The organism is Microbacterium sp. NPDC056234 (assembly GCF_042267585.1).
Lineage (GTDB): Bacteria > Actinomycetota > Actinomycetes > Actinomycetales > Microbacteriaceae > Microbacterium.
This window is the reverse complement of sequence record NZ_JBHJTE010000004.1, coordinates 38,548-57,705: the sequence shown is the minus strand read 5'-3', so window position 1 is coordinate 57,705 and position 19,158 is coordinate 38,548. Positions and strand designations below refer to the sequence as shown.

Sequence of the window (19,158 nt, the reverse complement as noted above, 5' to 3'; positions counted from 1 at the left end):
ATCATTCTCAGTAAGGTGAGCGCTTGTGCATGCTCTCCCGATGACGGCCCCTGGAACGGGCAGAACCACGTCCGTGGTCTCCCACCCCGGACGACGACTGGCCCGCCGCGCCCGCGCCCTCACGATCGGACTCAGCGTGTCCGCCGTCGCGCTCCTGGTGGTGTCATGCGCGGTCGGCACCGTGAGCGTCGACCCGCTGCAGTCGGCGCAGATCATCCTCGGGCACCTCGTGCCGGGGATGCCGTGGATGACCGACGGCAGCCTGACCCCGCTGCAGGATCAGGCGGTGTGGCAGTTCCGACTCCCCCGTTCGCTGCTGGCCGGGCTCGCCGGCGCCGGCCTCGCCCTCGCAGGCGCGCTCATGCAGGTCACGGTGCGCAACCCGCTGGCGGAGCCCTACATCCTCGGAGTGTCCTCCGGCGCCAGCGTCGGGGCGGTCCTCGTGATCGTCTTCGGCTCAGCGGCCCTGGGAGGACTGTCGCTGAACATCGCCGCCTTCATCGGCGCGGTGACGGCCTGTGCCTGCGTCGCCGCCATGGCCTACCAGGGCGGCACGCTCTCCCCCACCCGGATGATCCTGTCGGGTGTGGCCCTCGGCACTCTGTTCAGCGCCATCACGAGCTATCTCACGATCTCCACGGATGCCCAGAACGTGGTCAGCGTCCTGTTCTTCCTGCTGGGCAGCGTCTCAGCGGCGACCATGTCCAGTCTGATCGGCCCGGCGCTCGCTCTCGGGGTCGCCGCGATCGCGGCCGCCGCCCTCGCCCGCCCGCTGAACGCGCTGATGACCGGCGACGAATCGGCGACCTCGCTGGGGGTCGACCCGACCCGGCTGCGCGCGCTCATGCTGATCCTGGCGTCGTTGCTCACGGGCGCGATCGTCTCCGTCGCCGGCGGGATCGGCTTCGTCGGGCTCGTCGTGCCGCACATCGCTCGTATCGCGGTCGGCGCCGATCACCGCAGGATGCTCCCGGTCACGGTGCTGGGAGGTGCGGTGTTCCTGATGCTGGCCGACCTGCTCGCGCGCACGGTCGCCGCACCGACCGAGATTCCCCTCGGCATCCTCACGGCATTCGTCGGCGCGCCGTTCTTCCTGTGGCTGATGCGCCGCGGCAGCGCCACACGGGCGGGGCTGAGCCGATGAGGGTGCGGTTCGACGGCGTCACCGTGGCGCTCGGTGGTCGAGACGTCGTGCACGAGGCGTCGCTGACCGCCGAGTCGGGGGCCGTGGTCGGTCTGCTCGGGCCGAACGGCAGCGGAAAGTCGACCCTGCTGCGCACCCTCTACCGCGCCGTGCGGCCGCGGACGGGGAGCGTGCATCTCGGTGACGTCGACATCGCCGGGATGACGGGCCGCGAGGCCGCTCGCGCCGTCGCAGTCATGCTGCAGGACCCGCATACCGATTTCGACCTGACGGTGCACGAGCTCGTGCTGCTCGGCAGGTCACCGCATCGTCGCGCGCTCGGTCGGGAGTCCTCGCACGACCTGGAAGTCGTCGATCAGGCCATGCAGAGCGTCGGCGTCGACGACCTGGCCGATCGGATGATCGGGACGCTCTCGGGAGGCCAGCGCCAGCGCGTCATGCTCGCCAGGGCCCTCGCCCAGCAGACTCCCGTGATCGTGCTGGACGAGCCGAGCAACCACCTCGACATCCGTCATCAGATCGACCTGATGACCATCATCCGCGGCCTCGACCGGACGGTGATCGCCGCCCTGCACGACCTCAACCTGGCGCTGCAGTACTGCGACGGCGTCGTCGTCCTCGTCGACGGACGCGTGCTCGCGGCCGGCCCGCCCGCCGAGGTCCTCACTCCCGAGTTGATCCGGACGGCGTTCGATGTCGACGCTCGCCTGCTGACCGATACGGACGACCGCGTGCTCTCATTCCGCGCCCCGTCCGCTCTGACCACCCCGAGAGAAAGCCGACTGCACACATGACCACGATCACTCCTCGCCGCCTCGCCGTGAGCTCCCTCCTCGCCGCGGGCGCCCTGCTGCTCGCCGGATGCGGATCCGCCGTCGCCCCGGCCGCCACCGGCACCGATGACGGACGCGAACCGGTGAGCCTGCAGAACTGCGGCCGCGACTTCGTCGTGGACGAGGTTCCGGATGCCGTCGTCGGCATGCATCCGTCCCAGACGGAGCTGCTCCTTCGTCTGGGGGTCGCCGATCGCCTCGTCGGCCAGGCGCAGGCCGCCGCACAGGCGCTTCCCGCCGACGTCGCGGACCTCGCCGCCGACGTTCCGGTCATCGGCGGCGCCATGCCGCCCAGCCGGGAGGATCTGCTCTCCGTGCAGCCCGACTTCGTCTACTCGCCCACGACGTACGAGTTCACGGCCGAACAGGGGTTCGCGAGCATCGAGCAGCTCGATCAGGCAGGTTCTGCCGTCTACGTGGCGACCGGCGGATGCTCGGATCGCCGTATGACCGGAGAGGTCGCCGACCTGTTCACGGACATAGACAACCTCGGAGCGATCTTCGACGTGCGGGCCGAGGCCGATCAGCTCGTGTCGCAGGCGCGGGCCGATCTCGCTGTCGTCGCCGACGCGATCGAGGACGTCGATCGGCTGCGCGTCGCCCAGGTCTACGTCGAAGGCACGACTCTGTCGGCCATCGGCGCCGGCGTGGAATACGACATCCTCGCACTCGCCGGCGCCGACAACGTGTTCTCCCCCGACCAGCCGGCCTTCGCCGATTTCTTCGCCGCCGCCATCACCCCGGAGTCGCTGGCCGCCGAAGCGCCGGATGCGCTCGTGTTCACGGTGTACGACGAGAACCACGAGTCCGCCGTGCGCGACTATCTGACCAGCACGTTCCCCGACCTCCCCGCCGTGCGGGAGGGGCGTCTCATCGCCGTCTCCAGCGCGGATGTCTTCCCGGGCACCCTGGGCAATGTGAGCGCCGTCCGCCAGATCGCCGAGGGGCTCTACCCCGAGGCGTTCTGAGCCATGATCCACAGACGCCTGCTGCAGGTCGCGGGGGCGGTGCCCGGCGCCATCGCCGTACTCGCCGCGATCGGCATCCTCGTCTCGGCGCTGCACGTGGCGTTCGCCTTCGCGATGGCGGGGGTGATCACCGCGTTGACGCACGGCGCCGCCGCCCCGGGAGCAGCCGTGGCGGCGCTCGTCGCCATCGCGCTGGCGCGCGCGGTGCTCGTGTGGCTGCGCGAGCCGCTCGCCACGAAGGTGGGTGCGGGCGTGCGCATCCGACTCCGTCGCCGGCTCCTGGAGCGCATGGCGGTCATGTCGGAGGCCGACCGCCGCGCAGGAGACACCGCCGCGACGGTGATCGAGGGCGTGGACGGGCTCGATCCGTACTACACGCGCTACCTGCCGCAACTGATCGTGGTCGCGCTGGTCCCGGCCGGGATCGTCGTGGTGGTGTGGCGGCTCGATGCGACGGCCGGGTTGATCCTCGCGTGCGCGACCGTCGCCGCAGTGGTCGTTCCACGGTTCTGGGACGCGCTCCTGCTGCGTAACGGGCGGGCGCGGTGGAGCGCCTTCGCCCGGCTGTCCGCCGACTACGTCGAGGCGCTGCAATCGGTGCCGCTGCTGCGGGCATTCGGTGCGGCCGAGCGGACGGGATCCGCGCTCACGCAGCGGGCCGAGGCGCTTCGCGCGTCGACCATGCGGCAGATGCGCGTCTCTCTGATCGAGAGCGGCTTCAGCGCGCTGGTGATGCAGCTCGGAACGGTGCTCGCCGTGATCGCCGGTGTCGGCGCGGTTCTCACCGGCGCCCCCTCGTTCACGGCGATCGCCGTGCTGCTGCTGACTCGGGAAAGCTTCCGCCCCCTCGTCGACCTGGGCGCGCACTGGCATGCGGGCTACGTCGGGCTCGCCGCCGTCGACGGTCTCGACCGTCTGCTGTCCGCGCGAGCGGTCGTGGCCGAGACCGGCGCGGTCGACACGCCGGCGACCAGTGGCGCGGGCGTCGAGATCCGCGCTGTCTCGTATCGGCATCCCGGCGGCGACCGCGGCGTCCAGGAGGTATCGCTCGAAGTACTCGGCGGCGAGACTCTCGCTCTGCTCGGGCCGTCCGGATCGGGCAAGAGCACGCTCGGACGCCTGCTCGCGCGTGATGTCGATCCCGACGGCGGCGAGATCCTGATCGGCGGCATCCCCCTGCGCGACTACACGCGACGAGCGCGCGCGCGCAGCATCGCCGTCGTCCCGCAGGATCCCGTCCTGTTCGCATGGAGCGTGCGCGACAATCTGCGTCTGCACCGCCCGGACGCCACCCAGGACGAGATCGTGCGGGCCGCCAGGGCGGCCGATGTCGATGACATGATCCGCGCGCTGCCGGACGGATACGAGACCGTCCTCACCGAGAACGGCGGGCAGCTCTCCGGCGGTCAGCGCCAACGGCTCGCGATCGCGCGCGCCCTGCTCGCGCACACGCCGGTGCTCGTGCTGGACGAGGTGACGGCCGCGCTCGACGTCGACACCGAACGCCGCGTCGTAGACGGCATCGCCGCTCACGATCCGGCTCGCACCACGATCGTGATCGCCCACCGGGAGAGCGCCTGCCGGCATGCCGATCGATGGATCTCGCTGCGGGACGGGCGCGTCACCGCGGGCGGCGACGGCCCTCCGCGACGGGCGACGATCGGAGTACCCGCGTGAAGTCGATCGCACGGCTGCTGCCGATCATCGCCACCCACCGGCGGCCGTTCATCGAGACGGTGCTGTGGAGCACCGTGGTCCAGGCCGCCCTTCTGGCGATCGCCCTCGGACTCGCCGCCGTCGTCGGACGCGCTCTGGCCGGCGGGGACGTGCACCAGGGATCCGTCGCCGCAGCGCTGGGTGCGATCTGCGTGCTCGCGGCCGCCGCGACCTGGCGCGAGTCGTGGGTGTCGCATGACCTGGCGTACCGGCTGATCGGTGTGCTGCGCAGCCGCGTGTTCGACGCGATGCGTCGCGCACTGCCTTCACGGCGTGAGCGTCGTCGCACCGGGGATCTCGTGTCCACGCTCGTCGCGGACATCGAGACCCTCGAATGGCTGTACGCCCACACCGTCGCCCAGACGATCTCCGCCGGCTGCGTGCTCGCCGTCAGTGCGGTCGTCTCGGTGATGATCGATCCGCTCCTGCTCGTGGTGTGGATCCCCCTGCTCGCCGCCGGCGTCCTCGTCCCCCTCGTCACGGAGCGGATGGCGCGGCGCCACGGCGATGCGCTCGCACAGGGCTCGGCCGACGTCCGCTCCGACCTGCTCGACACGATCCGCGGCGTGCGCGATCTCCGCGGAGCTGACGCGCTCGATGCAGCACGAGCGGCTGGCCGCCGACGTCCGTGCGCTCGCCCGCATTCAGGTGAAGGACGCCTCCCGCCTCGGTTTCGAGCGCGGCATCGCCGATCTGATCTTCTCCGGCGCCGCGATCGGCGCCATCGGAATCGCCGTCGTCGCCGGCGGAGAGCTCGATCCGTCTCTGCTGCCGCTGGCGGTCGCCGTCTCCGTCGCGGGACTCGGACCGGCAGCCCAGATCCTGGATCTGCTGCGCAGCGTCGGTGCCCTGCGCGCATCGGCCGCCCGGATCGTCGATGCCCTCGACGAGCCGCCGGCCGTGGAGGACGTCATCATCGGCGGCGACCGCGACGACAGTTCATGGTCGACGGAGCGGGGGCTCGTGTTCGACGGCGTGCGCTTCGGCTACGACAGCGCGATGCCGGTGCTGCACGGCTTCGATCTGACGGTGCGGCCCGGTGAGACGGTCGCTCTCGTCGGCCCGTCCGGCGCGGGCAAGACGACGGCGACCAGCCTGGCGCTCCGCCTGTGGGACCCGGATGCGGGGATGGTGCGCATCGACGGGGTCGACGTGCGCGCGCTGCCCGATCGCGAGATGCGGCGCCTCGTCTCCGTCGTGCCGCAGTCCTCGCCGGTCCTGCGCGGGACGATCAGATCCAACATCGTCCTGGGCGCCCCGAAAGCGACTGAGGCGGACGTCCGGCGCGCGGCGCTGAGCGCCGGCCTGCTCTCCGAGTCGGCGGGTCTCCCCGGTGGACTGGATACGCCGGTCGGCGAATACGGCGTCGGCCTATCGGGCGGTCAGCGCGCACGCGTCGCCATCGCCCGCGCCCTGCTGAGGGAACCGCACGTACTCGTGCTCGACGAGGCCACGGCGTCCCTCGATCATGATGCCGATGCGGCCGTCCTCGAGCTGCTCAGGGGATCGACCAGCGCGATCCTCCTGGTGGCGCACCGGCCGACGACGATCGCCGCCGCCGACCGGGTCGTGCGGCTGCCGATCTGATCGAGGCCGCTGGACGTCCCACGCGGGGTCAGTGGAAGAAGTGACGCTCTCCGGTGAAGAACATCGTGACGCCTGCGGCCTTGGCCGCGGCGACGACCTCCTCGTCGCGCACCGAACCACCGGGCTGCACGATCGTCGTGATGCCGGCATCCAGGAGCACCTGGGGTCCGTCCGCGAACGGGAAGAACGCGTCGGAGGCCGCGACGGAACCGGCTGCCCTGTCACCCGCCCGCTCGACCGCGAGTCGGCAGGAGTCGACGCGGTTGACCTGGCCCATGCCGATGCCGACCGTCGCGTTGCCCTTGGCGAGCACGATCGCGTTCGACTTCACCGCACGGCAGGCCTTCCACGCGAAGATGAGGTTCTGCATCTCGTCGTCCGCCGGACGCTCGCCGGAGACGAGTTCCCAGTTCTTCGCGACGGACTCGATGTCGTCGGGGAACCGATCGGCGTCCTGGAGCAGCAGTCCGCCGGAGACCAGGCGCACGTCCATCTGCTCCTGACGCCAATCGGCCGGCAGCTGCAGAAGACGCAGGTTCTTCTTGGCCTTGAAGACCTCCAGTGCCGCAGGCTCGAACGCCGGCGCGACGATGACCTCGGTGAAGATGTCCTTGAGGTTCTCGGCCATCTTCAGCGTCACCGTGCCGTTCGCGGCGATCACGCCGCCGTACGCCGAAACCGGGTCGCACTCGTGCGCACGCAGGTGCGCGCTGGCGATCGGGTCGAGGGCGTTGGGCGCCGTGGTCGCGATGCCGCACGGGTTGGCGTGCTTCACGATCGCGACGGCGGGGAGCACCATGTCGAACGCGGCGCGCAGCGCGGCATCCGCGTCGACGTAGTTGTTGTAGGACATCTCCTTGCCCTGCAGCTGCACGGCCTGAGCGATGCCGTGTCCGCCGACGCGCGAGTAGATCGCGCCGCGCTGGTGGGAGTTCTCGCCGTAGCGGAGCGTGGTCAGGCGCTCCGCCTTGATCGTCAGGTGAGCCGGCAGCTCGCCGCCGTCCGACAGCGTCCCCTCGGCGAACCAGGCCGCGACGGCGGTGTCGTACGCGGCGGTGTGCGCGAAGGCGCGGGCCGCCAGCTCACGACGCTGCGAGAAGCTGGTGCCGCCGGCGGCGACGGCGTCAATGATGGCCGGGTAGGACTCCGGGGAGACGACGATGGCGACGTTCGCGTGGTTCTTCGCCGATGCGCGCACCATCGCAGGGCCACCGATGTCGATCTGCTCGACGACGTCGTCGCCGACGGCACCGGAGGTGACCGTCTCGACGAACGGGTACAGGTTCACGACGACGAGTTCGAACGGCGCGATCTCCAGATCTGCCAGCTGACGCTCATGATCCGCGAGGCGCAGGTCGGCGAGCAGGCCGCCGTGGATGCTGGGGTGCAGCGTCTTGACCCGACCGTCGAGCATCTCGGCGACGCCGGTGACGGCGGCGACGTCGGTGACGTCGTACCCGGCATCCCTGATCGTCGCCGCTGTCGAGCCTGTCGAGACGATCTCGACCCCGGCGGCCGCGAGCGCTTCCGCGAGCGCGAGCAGGTCGGTCTTGTCGCTCACCGACACCAGTGCGCGCCGGATCGGCACGACGTCGCGGTCACGGTAGAGAGTGGGATCGTGGCGGGGGCCGGCCATGGAGGGCTCCTTCGTGCGTCGGGTGTTCAGGAAGCGGAGGTCAGATCGATGTCGCCGACCGCGATGGCACGGACGACGTCGATCAGGAGGCGTCGCTCGACCGGCTTGATGCGGTCGTGCAGGCTGTGCTCGGTGTCGCCGGGGTGCACCGGAACGCGCTCCTGGGCGAGGATCGGACCGGAGTCCACGCCGTCGTCGACGACGATCACGCTGGCGCCCGTCTCGGTGACCCCTGCTGCGAGAGCGTCCCGGACCCCGTGCGCGCCGGGGAACTCGGGCAGGTACGCCGGATGCGTGTTGATGATGTGCGGCGCGTAGCGCGCGACCAGGGCGGCGGGCAGCAGCCGCATGAGCCCGGAGAGCACGATGAGATCGGGTGACCACACGTCGAGCTGCCGTCCGAGCTCCTCGCCCCATTCGTCGCGCGTCGCGAACGCGCGGAACGGCACCGAGAAGCTCGGGATGCCGAACTCCTCCGCGTGCGCGAGCCCGTCGGCGTCGCGATCGGCGCCGACGACGACGATCCGAGCGGGGAAATCGGGGTGACGAGCGGCTTCGAGGAGGGCCCGGAGATTGGAACCCGCGCCCGAGATGAGGACGGCGACCGTGAGCACCCGGTCAGTCTACCGGCGGTCCGAGGTGCCGCCGTCGCCGGTGCGTCCGCGGAAGAATTCGGACTCTTCGATGGGCGCGGTCTCGTCCTGGTCGCCGGGGACGGCATCCGTCGGGCGCGACGCGGAGGCGCGACGTGACCCGGCAGGGTGGGGTGCGGTGATCGGCTCATCGACCTCGACCGGCGAGATGCCCATCTGAGCGGTCCAGCGATCGGTGCGCTCTTCGGCGAGTTCGTCCCGGTTGCGCGGCGACAGCAGCAGAATGCCCGCACCGACCAGCACCTCGAGGCCGATGGCCAGCGCGAACCATCCGGGGTGCGGCCCCACCTCGGCCAGGCGGCCTGGTCCGATCGATCCGGATGCGGGCAGCGCGGCGAGTGCTGCGACGACTGCCGACAGGAACGCGATGCCACCGGCGATCACGGCGCGCGGTGCCCATCCGAGCGCGGTCTGCTCCCACACCAGGCGCGAGCGCACCATCCAGCCGGCGACAGCACCGGCGCCGACCGGGATCAGGATCACGATGAGCATCCAGATGGAGCTGTTCTCGGGGATGAGTCCGAAGATCGGGACGCCGGGGACGACACCGAGCTGCGTGCCGACCGGCGACACCGCCGTTCCGGCACCGACGGCGAAACCGGGGCCGGCGAGCCAGGAGACCGCCCAGACGACGGCCGTCGGCAGATAGGCCAGCTGCGCGAGCGTGATGACGGTCGCACCGAGCGCGTCGACGCGCGCCGCTTCGAACAGGGTGACGACCTCGCTTCCGCGCGCCAGCACGGAGAGCGCGACCGACAGCGCGCCGATGCCCGTGAGGATGACGGCGACGATCGCGGTGCCTCGCACCGCCTCGGTGACGGCGGGTCCGTAGTCACCCCAGCCGTCCACCACGTCATGGACGCGGTCGACGAGGCCGCCGTCGCCGTCGCCGTCGCGCCACGCCTCGACCACGGCGCCACCGAGGGCACCTGTCAGGTAGAACCCGGCCGGGAGCAGGACGCCGATCACCGGGCCGGCTGCGACGCCCGCGACGTGCGCGGTCGAGGCGACGCCGACCGCGATGGCGGCGAACACGACCGAACCGGCGAGCACTCCGGTTCCCCAAGCGCCGGCGCGAGCGGCCCTGCGCCCGGACCTCGCCGCGGCGAGAAGCGTGCACAGGAGGAACGCGATCGGCGCGACGGAGAGCGTGAATGCCGCGGCATCCGCTCCGATGCCCACGGCGACCAGCACCTCGTCGGAGAGCGAGATGTCCAGAGGAACGGCGTGCCCGAACTGCCACAGGATCCCGGCCGCCGGCCAGAGCGCTCCCCAGTCGGCACGAGCACCGAAGGCGAATGTCCACAGCAGGGTCAGCGGCGCGAGCAGCACGACCAGCCCCACGGCGGCCGCGATGGCGGCATCGACGGCGGCGAGGAGCGCGACGAGGAGGCGTTGCATGACTCAACGAGACTACGACGAGTTCCCGACAGAGCACCGAGGGCGCGCGCGATGCCCGCCACACGATAACGTTTCTGCGGAGGTCCCCCGATGACAACTGCCCCTGCCCCTGCACAGACCCCGTCTGCGGAGCCGAAGAACGCCCTCGACAGGTTCTTCGAGATCTCGAGACGCGGATCGACGATCGGCACCGAGATCCGCGGTGGCATCGTCACCTTCGTGACGATGGCGTACATCGTGATCCTCAACCCGATCATCCTCGCCACGCCCGACGTCGCCGGCGATACGCTGCCCGGTCCGGCCGTCGCCGCCGCGACGGCACTCACGGCCGGCGTCATGACGGTGCTGTTCGGCGTGATAACCCGCCTGCCGTTCGCGTTCGCCGCCGGTCTCGGGATCAACGCGTTCGTGGCGTTCTCCGTGGTCGGATCCGTCACGTGGGCCGAAGCCATGGCGCTGGTGATGATCAACGGCATCGTGATCGTGCTGCTGGCCGCCACCGGACTGCGCAAGATGATCTTCGATGCGGTTCCGGTGCAGCTCAAGCTCGCGATCACCGTCGGGATCGGCCTGTTCATCGCCTTCATCGGGTTCGTGAACGCCGGCTTCGTCACGGCGACCGGCAACCCGTCTCCCCCTGTCGACCTCGGCGTTGGCGGATCCGTCGCGAGCGTTCCGACGCTGCTGTTCGTCATCACGCTGCTGCTCGGCGGCGTGCTGATCGCTCTGCGCGTCAAGGGCGCGATCCTCATCGCCCTCGTCGGCGGAACCGTCATCGGCGCGCTCATCAACCTCATCTGGAAGGTCGAGGGTCTCGGGTTCGACTTCTCCGGCGGCATCGTCGGACTGCCGGATCTCAGCCTCATCGGCAAGGTCGATTTCGGATTCGACCTCGCCAAGGTGAGCTTCGTCGCCCTGGTGATGTTCGTGTTCACTCTGGTGTTCTCGAACTTCTTCGATGCGATGGGCACCATGACCGGCCTCGCCAAGGAGGCCGACCTCGCCGATGAGAAGGGCGACTTCCCGCGGATCAAGTCGGCACTGGTCGTGGAAGGCGTCGGCGCGATCGTCGGCGGCGGGACCTCGTCGTCCTCCGCCACGGTGTTCGTCGAGTCCGGCGCGGGCATCGGCGAAGGAGCACGCACCGGCTTCGCGACCGTCATCACGGGCGGGCTGTTCCTGCTCGCGATGTTCTTCACACCGCTCACCGCACTGGTTCCCGGCGCGATCGCCGGCGCGGCGCTCGTGCTCGTGGGCGCCATGATGCTGTCGCAGATCAAGCACATCGACTTCGGCGACTTCCGCGTGCTGCTTCCGGTGTTCCTGACCATCACCGTCATGCCGATGACCTACTCGATCGCCAACGGCATCGGCGCAGGCTTCGTCAGCTGGATCGTCGTGAACGCTCTGTCCGGCAGGGCGAAGACCATCCATCCGCTTCTGTGGATCGTCGGCATCGGCTTCGTGCTGTTCTTCGCCCGCGGCCCGATCGAGGCTGCCTTCGGCGTCGTCTGAGGCCAGGGTCACGACGGAGGGTCGGATGCTTCGGCATCCGACCCTCCGTCGTCTCGTGCTGCTCAGCCGACCGCGTAGGCGGCGGCGAACTCCGGCGCCGGCTCTATCGGCTCGATGACGTCCAGCAGCACCCCGCCCGGCGCCTCGACGATGAAGTGCCGCTGCCCGAATGCCTCATCCCGCAAGGACAGGCGTTCCGGCAGACCGAGCTCGCGGACGAGGCGAGCGTACTCTGCGACGGCATCGGAAACCTCGACGTTCAGCAGCAGCCCTCGAGCCGGCTCGCGGAAACCGACCGGGATGCTTTCGTGCCGGTGATCGAGCACGGCGAACTCGCCGCCGTCGAAGCGCATGCTCACATACCAGTCGGCCTCGAACGTCGTCTCGAAGCCGAGCACCTCACGGTAGAAGCGCACGCTCGCGGGGAGGTCCTCGACCATCAGGACCGGGTAGAAACTCGTGATCTCCATGACTCCCTCTTTTACATACAACATGTTTGTATCGGACTCCGGTTAGGATACATACACGACGCACGTAAAGGAAGCCCGATGCCCAGAGCCAGTGCCGCCGATGCCGCCGAGACCGCACGGCGGATCCTCGAGGTCGCCACGGCTCATTTCGCCGATCGCGGGTTCGCCTCGGCATCCGTGGACGAGATCGCACGCACCGCCGGCGTGACGCGCGGTGCGGTCTACCACCACTACGCGTCGAAAAGGGGACTTTTCTCGGCCGTCGCCGCAGCACAGCAGCGGGGCATCGCCGATGCGATCGCGACCGCGACCGCGCGTTCGAGGCCCGCAGATGCACTGCGTGACGGCAGCCATGCCTTCCTCGATGCGATCACGCGCGAGGACGCCGCGCGCATCCTGCTCGTCGACGGCCCCGCGGTGCTCAGCTGGGACGACTGGCGGCGCATGGATGCTGCAGGCCCGGAGGCGGAGCTGCGCGCCGGACTCGCAGACGCCGGCGTCTCGGCCGCCCTCGTCGATGCGATGACGGCCGCGCTGTCCGGTGCGATGAACGAACTCGCCCTCTGGCTCTCCCGCCACCAGGCCGACACCGGAGCACTCGCCGCCGCTCATGAAGCGCTGGACGGGCTGCTCGACGGCATCCGCTAGCGCCGCCGCAGCAGAACCGTTCTCGACTCGGGAACCCACCGCGCGCACGGTTGCCGGTTTCTCGACACGGCGCGCGGTTCGAGACGACCCCGGATATGACGAAGGCCCGGGGTGGAGCCCGGGCCTTCGTCTACAGCTTACCGCGTCAGAGCGACTCGACGATCTCTCGCATGAGAGCGGCGGTCTCGCTCGGCGTCTTGCCGACCTTGACGCCGGCGGCCTCGAGGGCCTCCTTCTTCGCCTGTGCGGTACCGGCGGAACCCGAGACGATGGCGCCGGCGTGGCCCATCGTCTTGCCCTCCGGTGCCGTGAAGCCGGCGACGTAGCCGACGACCGGCTTCGTCACGTTCGCCTTGATGTAATCCGCGGCGCGTTCCTCGGCGTCGCCGCCGATCTCGCCGATCATCACGATCGCCTTGGTCTCGGGGTCGGCCTCGAATGCGGCGAGCGCGTCGATGTGCGTCGTTCCGATCACGGGGTCGCCGCCGATTCCGATGGCGGTGGAGAAGCCGAGGTCGCGCAGCTCGAACATCATCTGGTACGTCAGGGTGCCCGACTTCGAGACGAGGCCGATCGGGCCCTTGCCCGTGATGTTCGCCGGCGTGATGCCGACGAGCGCCTCACCGGGGGTGATGATGCCGGGGCAGTTCGGGCCGATGATGCGGGTCTTGTTGCCCTTGGACTGCGCGTACGCCCAGGCCTCGGCGCTGTCGCCGACGGGAACGCCCTCGGTGATGACGACCAGCAGCGGGATCTCGGCGTCGATGGCCTCGATCATCGCTGCCTTGGTGAAGGCGCCGGGGACGAAGGCGATCGACACGTCGGCGCCGGTCTCCTTGATGGCCTCTTCGACGGAGCCGAAGACGGGCAGCTCGACGGGGTTGCCGTCCTTGTCGGTGTGCGAGACCGTCGTGCCGGCCTTGCGGGCGTTGACGCCGCCGACGACCTGCGTGCCGGCCTTCAGCATCAGAGCGGTGTGCTTGGTGCCCTCGCCGCCGGTGATGCCCTGGACGATGACCTTGGAGTCCTTGTTGAGGTAGATCGACATTTCTCTGATTCCTTCGTCTCAGGCGTTCGCCAGCTCAGCGGCCTTGTCGGCGCCCTCGTCCATGGTGGCCGCGAGGGTCACGAGCGGGTGCGCGTACTCCGCGAGGATCGCGCGCCCCTCCTCGACGCGGTTGCCGTCGAGGCGGACGACCAGCGGCTTGGATGCCGTGGCGCCGAGCGTCTCCAGCGCGCCCTTGATGCCGTTTGCGACCGCGTCGCACGCCGTGATGCCGCCGAAGACGTTCACGAACACGCTCTTGACCTGCGGGTCGCCGAGGATGACGTCCAGGCCGTTGGCCATGACCTCGGCAGAGGCGCCGCCGCCGATGTCGAGGAAGTTGGCGGGCTTCACGCCGCCGTGGTTCTCACCGGCGTACGCGACGACGTCCAGCGTGGACATGACCAGTCCTGCGCCGTTGCCGATGATGCCGACCTGGCCGTCGAGCTTGACGTAGTTCAGGCCGCTCTTCTTGGCCTTGGCCTCGAGCGGGTCCGCTGCGTCCTTGTCCTCGAGCTCCTCGTGCTCGGGGTGGCGGATCTCGGAGGCGTTCTCGTCGAGCGAGACCTTGCCGTCCAGGGCGATGATGTCGCCCGACTCGGTGCGCACCAGCGGGTTCACCTCGACCAGCGTGGCGTCCTCGCCCTTGTAGACCTCGAAGAGCTTCACGAAGACGTCGGCGACCTTCTCGACGAGGTCCTCGGGGAAGTTCGCGGCGCGGGCGATCTCGATCGCCTTGTCCTTGTCGATGCCCGTCAGCGGGTTGACCTCGATGCGCGCGAGCGCCTCGGGCTTCTCGACGGCGAGCTGCTCGATCTCCATGCCGCCTTCGACGGAGCAGAGCGACAGGTAGGAGCGGTTGGCGCGGTCCAGCAGCACCGAGAAGTAGAACTCCTCGGCGATCGCGGCGCCCTGCGCGACCATGACGCGCTTGACGACGTGGCCCTTGATGTCGAGGCCGAGGATCGCCTTGGCCGCCTCGTAGGCCTCGTCCGGGGTCTTCGCGACCTTGACGCCACCGGCCTTGCCGCGGCCACCGGTCTTGACCTGAGCCTTGACGACGACCACACCGCCGATCTTCTCGGCTGCCGCTTTCACCTCCTCAGGAGTGTCCGCGACGATGCCGGCGAGAACCGGCACCCCGTACTTCTCGAAAAGGTCTCGTGCCTGGTACTCGTAGAGATCCACGTGCAGTCCTTCGCTGGTTGCGGCGGGTGGGACGCGACAAGAATGTCGGTTGCCGATAGATGAATCGACCCGATCCAACAGCCTACTACCGTCTGTCATCAGCCTTTCGCGCCGGTCTAGGCTTCTCGCTATGCACGAATCCGCAGAACCGCGCTCCGCCGTCGTCGCCGCAGCGCTCGAACTGTTCCAGGCGCAGGGCTACGACCAGACCTCCGTGGAGCAGATCGCCAGGGCCGCCGGTGTCAGCCGCTCGACGTTCTTCCGCCAGTTCGGCGGCAAGGAGGACGTGGTCTTCGCCGATCATGAGGTGCTGCTGACCGAGCTGCGCGGGTTCCTGGCCGAGGGCCACGACGACCCATGGGCGGCGGTGTGCGAAGCATCCGAGCGGGTCTACGCGCACTTCGCGCATGATCCCGAGATGGCGCGGCAGCGCTATCAGATCGTCCGGCAGGTGCCGGCGCTGCGCGAGCGCGAGATCATCACGGTGTTCCGCTACGAGCGCCTGTTCGACGAGTACCTGCGTTCCGCTCTGCCCGGAATCGACCCGCTGGATGCCGTCGGTTTCGCCGCGCTCGTCACGGCCGTGCACAACCACGTGCTGCGCCGGTTGCTGCGCGAGACGAAGAAGGTGCCGGTGTCGACGCTGCAGACCGCGCTGGTCGATGTGCGTCGCCGCTACGGTGTCGGCACGGATGCCGTGGACTCCGCATCGGACGACGTCGTCGTCGCCGTCTTCCCCCGGTCGATGCCCACGGCGGAGATCACCCGGCGCCTCGGAGCGCAGCTCGGTTGAGACTGGGTGCCCCGCAGCGTGAAACCGAGTGCCGCTGCGCGGTAGAGTGGCGCGCATGAGCGATGAAGCCACATCCTTCCCCGGCGAGCGCGTGACCGGTTATGACACGACCGGTCGCCGCGACAGCGACTACTACGCGGTCTTCGACGACATCCCCGCCGCCGACCGTGCCGCATGGGATCGCGCGAAGGCGTACATCGACGAGGTCGGCCCGCGCATGGCGGATGCCTGGGACCGCGGCGACTATCCGCTGGACGTCGCGCGGCGCATGGGCGAGATGGACCTGGTGGTCGACGGCATCGATCACCCGGCGCTCACGCGGATCTCGCCTCTGGCCGCCGGGCTGGTCAACATGGAGATCTCGCGTGGCGACGGTTCGCTCGGCACCGTCCTCGCGGTGCAGGGCGGACTCGCGCTGCGCACGCTCGCCCTGTTCGGAAGCGACCAGCAGCAGGCACGATGGTTGACGGCGCTGGCCGACGGCTCGGTGCTCGGGTCCTTCGCGCTCACCGAGCCGGATCACGGCTCCGACTCGGTGTCGCTGGAGACCGTGGCGAGGCGCGAGGGCGATGAATGGGTCATCCGCGGTGCCAAGAAGTGGATCGGCAACGGCGCGTCCGGCGGCATCACGTTCGTGTGGGCACGGATCGACGACCCTGATGCCGACGAACACGGTGCGGTGCGGTGCTTCCTCGTCGAGCAGGAGACGCCCGGATACACCGGAACCGTGATTCCGGGGAAGGGGTCGCTGCGCGGCATCCATCAGGCGCTGATCCGCCTCGACGACGTGCGCGTTGCGCTGGACGCGGTGCTCCCTGGCACGCGCAGCTTCAAGGACGCGTCGACGGTGCTGTACGCCACCCGCTCCGGCGTGGCATGGTCGGCGCTCGGCCACGCCACGGCCTGCTACGAGGCGGCGCTGTCGTACGCGATGCAGCGCGTGCAGTTCGGCAAGCCGCTGGCGAAATTCCAGATGGTGCAGGAACGCCTGACGCACATGCTCGAGGACCTCACCGCGATGCAGCTGTACTGCCGGCGGCTCGCCGATCTCGAGACGGCCGGTGCGCTGCGGCCGACGCAGGCCTCGCTCGCCAAGTTCCACAACACGCGCGCCGCCAGAAGGGTCGCGTCGACCGCGCGGGATGTGCTCGGCGGCAACGGCATCCTGCTCGAGAACGGCGTCATCCAGCACATGGCCGACATCGAGGCGATCCACACGTACGAGGGCACCGAGAGCGTGCAGGCGCTGCTGCTGGGTCGCGACATCACCGGGATGAGCGCGTTCGCCTGAGCGCGGCGAGACCCGTCGTCAGCGCTCGCCCGCCATCCGGTACTCGCCGGATTCCAGTCGCCCGATGAGCGCACGGGTCCAATCGAGCGCGCTGTCCGCGGTATGAGCCCAGAGGCGGATCGCCTCGACATGATGCTCCCAGTCCGCGTCGGGTTCCCGTTCGTACTGACCGACGACCCGCGCGCGCCATTCCAGATACGAACGCACTCGCGTGTGCAGCAGTTCCAGCGCCCGCTCCCTGGTCAGCTCGGTCATGAAGCCGATGCCGGCGATCGTCATGGTCAGGTCGACCCGATCGGAGCTGAGCGCGTTCTCCAGCAGGTCGCGGAACGCCGCATCGCCGCGCTCGGTGATCGAATACGAGATCCGCGCCGGTCCTGACTCCGCGGACTCTGCCTCCACCTGTTCGAGCAGGCCCTCGCCATGCAGCTTCCTGAGCCCGTGGTAGATCGAACCCTGTTGCACGTTGCCCCACAGCTGAACGCCCCACGACTCCAGATCGCGGCGGATCTGGTAGCCGTGTGCGTTGCCTCGTTCACGCACGGCTCCGAGCAGCAGCAGTCGAGTCGCAGTCACCCTCGTCATCCTCTCCCCTCGTCGGTCCGAACCCAAACCCGATGTCGTAGTCAAACTGTACTATCTAGATCAACGCCCTGCGCGAAGACCGAAACCGAAGGAGAGAGATGCATATCGTCGTCATCGGAGCGAATGGAAGAACCGGGCAGCTCGTCACACGACAGGCGGTGCGCGACGGCCACCACGTGACCGCGGTCGCTCGCAACCCGGACGCTGCCGGATTGCCGGAAGGGGTGGAGCCCGTGCAGGCGGACGTCGTCCGCAGTGCAGACATCGAGCTGCCGCCCGACGCGGACGCCGTCATCTCGACGCTCGGGAAGAACACGACCCACGATCGCACCCCTGTCAGCGCAGCAGGCACCAAGCACGTCATGACCGCGATGAGGCGGGCAGGGGTCCGGCGGCTGGTCGTCACCTCCGCTTCTCCCGTTCTTCGCCGCGCCAACGGGGAGCCGCTCTGGTTCCGCGCGACCGTGCGTCCGGTCGTTCGGTGGACCGGCAGACGCATCTACCCAGACCTGGAGGAGATGGAGGAGGCGCTGCGCCGGTCGGACGGTGATGTGAACTGGTCGATCGTCAGACCGGGCTATCTGGTGGACCGACCCGGCGGCCCGTACGAGCTCGTCGCGGAGTCGAATGCGATGGGCGTCGTGCACCGTGCGGATCTGGCCGGTGCTCTGCTGGAGGTCGCCGGACGTCAAGATGCCGCGGGCGTCTCGTACGGGATCGCCAGCCGACCGGAGGCGCGCTCATGAGTGATCAGCCGCGCACCGGCTCCGGCTCGCGCCGCATCCGTATCGGGGTGCTCGCCGACGGATGCTTCAAGCTCGTCCTCGCGGCCGTCTATGGCGCGTTCAGTACGCCGCTCTCGAATGCGCTGGACGTGCCGGGATGGATCATCCAGGCCACCGCGGTCCTGGTTGCCGGATCCGGGATCGTCGAGATCGTCGCCAGCCGGCATGCAGGGCGCCGACAGGTCATCATGCTCTCCGTGCACGACTCCGCCTGGGTCGTGACCGCCGGGGCCGCACTCCTCGCCGCGAGCCGAGGAGTCGACGGCTCGTGGTCGGCCTGGTTCCTCTTCCAGGCGATCGCATCGGTCATCCTCGCCGTGCTGTTCGCGATCCGTCCTGCGCGCCGCGGAAGGCGTCAGCCGGTGCAGCCGCAGGCGCCGGAGGGCCCCTTCACCATGAAGCAGACGTCGCACACGCCGTAGTCGCGCTCTTCGAGCTTGGTGGCGCGGACCGGCCGCGCAGCAGCAGCCGCGCGCGGCGCCGCCGGCTTGTTGGAGCCGGGCGTGCGCTTGGTGGATGCTTTCAACGGGGTGGTCTCGGCATACGCGCTCGGATGCGTGACGAAGAAGTACGGCGCACGCCCGTCGCTCGGCTGCAGTCGCAGCATCGTGGAGCCCACGACGATCTGCTCCCACGACTCGAAACCGTTGGTGTACGTCTTGCCGATGTGCAGTGGCGCACCCTCACCTGTCCTGACCGCCTCGATGTAGCGGCCGCGGTCGATGAAGGACGAGATGCCGACGGCATCCGTGATCGCCGTGATGAATGCGTGATTCGCTGGGTCGATCCGGTGCGCACGCAACGCCTCGGGAAGATTGCGATACGGACGGGAGGTGCCTGCGGGGGTCGGCCCCTGTACTTCGTTCATTACTTCCAGGATCTCACGCGCAGAGGGGTCGC

At 69.4% G+C, this 19,158-nt stretch carries 19 protein-coding genes and 1 pseudogene; 12 read left to right on the top strand and 8 right to left on the bottom strand.

Annotated features, from left to right (window positions below):
• The first annotated feature begins 40 nt into the window (after window positions 1–40).
• The 6 genes and pseudogenes from ACFCYE_RS12240 to ACFCYE_RS12215 all read left to right on the top strand — a co-directional run bounded on the left by ACFCYE_RS12240 (window position 41) and on the right by ACFCYE_RS12215 (window position 6,248).
• On the top strand, window positions 41–1,144 hold the full coding sequence (locus tag ACFCYE_RS12240; protein WP_376179084.1) for a FecCD family ABC transporter permease: 1,104 nt from the start codon (window positions 41–43) through the stop codon (window positions 1,142–1,144).
• A complete protein-coding gene (locus ACFCYE_RS12235) occupies window positions 1,141–1,938 on the top strand; it encodes an ABC transporter ATP-binding protein (RefSeq protein WP_376179083.1) in 798 nt (265 codons plus the stop codon). The genes ACFCYE_RS12240 and ACFCYE_RS12235 overlap by 4 nt, the downstream gene beginning before the upstream one ends.
• Complete coding sequence (locus ACFCYE_RS12230; protein WP_376179082.1) at window positions 1,935–2,945, top strand: ABC transporter substrate-binding protein; 1,011 nt, start codon at window positions 1,935–1,937, stop codon at window positions 2,943–2,945. The genes ACFCYE_RS12235 and ACFCYE_RS12230 overlap by 4 nt, the downstream gene beginning before the upstream one ends.
• 3 nt (window positions 2,946–2,948) lie before the next feature.
• Window positions 2,949–4,622: an ABC transporter ATP-binding protein/permease gene (locus ACFCYE_RS12225; RefSeq protein WP_376179081.1), complete on the top strand. Its 1,674-nt coding sequence runs from the start codon at window positions 2,949–2,951 to the stop codon at window positions 4,620–4,622.
• A pseudogene (locus tag ACFCYE_RS12220) lies at window positions 4,541–5,173 on the top strand (ABC transporter transmembrane domain-containing protein); the annotation flags it as partial. The gene ACFCYE_RS12225 and the pseudogene ACFCYE_RS12220, both read left to right, overlap by 82 nt.
• A gap of 85 nt (window positions 5,174–5,258) precedes the next feature.
• Complete coding sequence (locus ACFCYE_RS12215) at window positions 5,259–6,248, top strand: ATP-binding cassette domain-containing protein (RefSeq protein WP_376179080.1); 990 nt, start codon at window positions 5,259–5,261, stop codon at window positions 6,246–6,248.
• A 28-nt stretch (window positions 6,249–6,276) separates the two neighbouring features.
• Here ACFCYE_RS12215 and purH read toward each other — a convergent pair whose 3' ends face one another.
• The 3 genes from purH to ACFCYE_RS12200 are packed head-to-tail and all read right to left on the bottom strand — an operon-like array spanning window position 6,277 to window position 9,938.
• Complete coding sequence (purH, locus tag ACFCYE_RS12210) at window positions 6,277–7,884, bottom strand: bifunctional phosphoribosylaminoimidazolecarboxamide formyltransferase/IMP cyclohydrolase (protein ID WP_376179079.1); 1,608 nt, start codon at window positions 7,882–7,884, stop codon at window positions 6,277–6,279.
• A 26-nt stretch (window positions 7,885–7,910) separates the two neighbouring features.
• The gene (gene purN / locus ACFCYE_RS12205) at window positions 7,911–8,498 is read right to left on the bottom strand and encodes a phosphoribosylglycinamide formyltransferase (protein ID WP_376179078.1); all 588 of its coding nucleotides are present in this window, start codon (window positions 8,496–8,498) and stop codon (window positions 7,911–7,913) included.
• A gap of 9 nt (window positions 8,499–8,507) precedes the next feature.
• Entirely contained in the window at window positions 8,508–9,938 is a 1,431-nt protein-coding gene (locus ACFCYE_RS12200) for a DUF6350 family protein (RefSeq protein WP_376179076.1), read from the bottom strand.
• Window positions 9,939–10,028: 90 nt separating this feature from the next.
• Here ACFCYE_RS12200 and ACFCYE_RS12195 point away from each other — a divergent pair, with 90 nt between their 5' ends.
• Window positions 10,029–11,453: an NCS2 family permease gene (locus tag ACFCYE_RS12195; protein ID WP_376179075.1), complete on the top strand. Its 1,425-nt coding sequence runs from the start codon at window positions 10,029–10,031 to the stop codon at window positions 11,451–11,453.
• A gap of 62 nt (window positions 11,454–11,515) precedes the next feature.
• Here the strand turns inward: ACFCYE_RS12195 and ACFCYE_RS12190 are convergent, their stop codons facing one another.
• A complete protein-coding gene (locus tag ACFCYE_RS12190; RefSeq protein WP_376179074.1) occupies window positions 11,516–11,923 on the bottom strand; it encodes a VOC family protein in 408 nt (135 codons plus the stop codon).
• Between the two features lie 78 nt (window positions 11,924–12,001).
• On the opposite strand from ACFCYE_RS12190, the gene ACFCYE_RS12185 reads away from it, so the two are divergent.
• On the top strand, window positions 12,002–12,571 hold the full coding sequence (locus tag ACFCYE_RS12185; protein WP_376179072.1) for a TetR family transcriptional regulator: 570 nt from the start codon (window positions 12,002–12,004) through the stop codon (window positions 12,569–12,571).
• 145 nt (window positions 12,572–12,716) lie between these two features.
• On the opposite strand, the gene sucD is transcribed toward ACFCYE_RS12185, so the two are convergent.
• Window positions 12,717–13,619: a succinate--CoA ligase subunit alpha gene (sucD, locus tag ACFCYE_RS12180; RefSeq protein ID WP_264155480.1), complete on the bottom strand. Its 903-nt coding sequence runs from the start codon at window positions 13,617–13,619 to the stop codon at window positions 12,717–12,719.
• Window positions 13,620–13,637: 18 nt separating this feature from the next.
• A complete protein-coding gene (sucC, locus tag ACFCYE_RS12175) occupies window positions 13,638–14,804 on the bottom strand; it encodes an ADP-forming succinate--CoA ligase subunit beta (RefSeq protein ID WP_376179070.1) in 1,167 nt (388 codons plus the stop codon).
• Window positions 14,805–14,934: 130 nt separating this feature from the next.
• On the opposite strand from sucC, the gene ACFCYE_RS12170 reads away from it, so the two are divergent.
• Window positions 14,935–15,597, top strand: coding sequence for a TetR/AcrR family transcriptional regulator (locus ACFCYE_RS12170; RefSeq protein ID WP_376179068.1), 663 nt, complete (start codon window positions 14,935–14,937; stop codon window positions 15,595–15,597).
• Window positions 15,598–15,652: 55 nt separating this feature from the next.
• Window positions 15,653–16,888, top strand: coding sequence for an acyl-CoA dehydrogenase family protein (locus tag ACFCYE_RS12165; RefSeq protein ID WP_376179067.1), 1,236 nt, complete (start codon window positions 15,653–15,655; stop codon window positions 16,886–16,888).
• A gap of 18 nt (window positions 16,889–16,906) precedes the next feature.
• On the opposite strand, the gene ACFCYE_RS12160 is transcribed toward ACFCYE_RS12165, so the two are convergent.
• Window positions 16,907–17,464, bottom strand: a complete 558-nt coding sequence (locus tag ACFCYE_RS12160; protein WP_376179065.1) for a PadR family transcriptional regulator — start codon at window positions 17,462–17,464, stop codon at window positions 16,907–16,909.
• Between the two features lie 107 nt (window positions 17,465–17,571).
• Between ACFCYE_RS12160 and ACFCYE_RS12155 the strand changes: the two genes are divergently transcribed.
• Together ACFCYE_RS12155 and ACFCYE_RS12150 are read left to right on the top strand one after the other, a co-directional pair.
• Window positions 17,572–18,219 (top strand): NAD(P)-dependent oxidoreductase, encoded by a 648-nt coding sequence (locus tag ACFCYE_RS12155; protein ID WP_376179063.1) that lies wholly within the window; start codon window positions 17,572–17,574, stop codon window positions 18,217–18,219.
• A complete protein-coding gene (locus ACFCYE_RS12150) occupies window positions 18,216–18,680 on the top strand; it encodes a hypothetical protein (protein WP_376179061.1) in 465 nt (154 codons plus the stop codon). Before ACFCYE_RS12155 ends, ACFCYE_RS12150 begins: the two co-directional genes overlap by 4 nt.
• On the opposite strand, the gene ACFCYE_RS12145 is transcribed toward ACFCYE_RS12150, so the two are convergent.
• Complete coding sequence (locus tag ACFCYE_RS12145; RefSeq protein WP_376179060.1) at window positions 18,614–19,126, bottom strand: hypothetical protein; 513 nt, start codon at window positions 19,124–19,126, stop codon at window positions 18,614–18,616. The two genes, ACFCYE_RS12150 and ACFCYE_RS12145, sit on opposite strands and share 67 nt — an antisense overlap.
• Window positions 19,127–19,158: the final 32 nt, after the last annotated feature.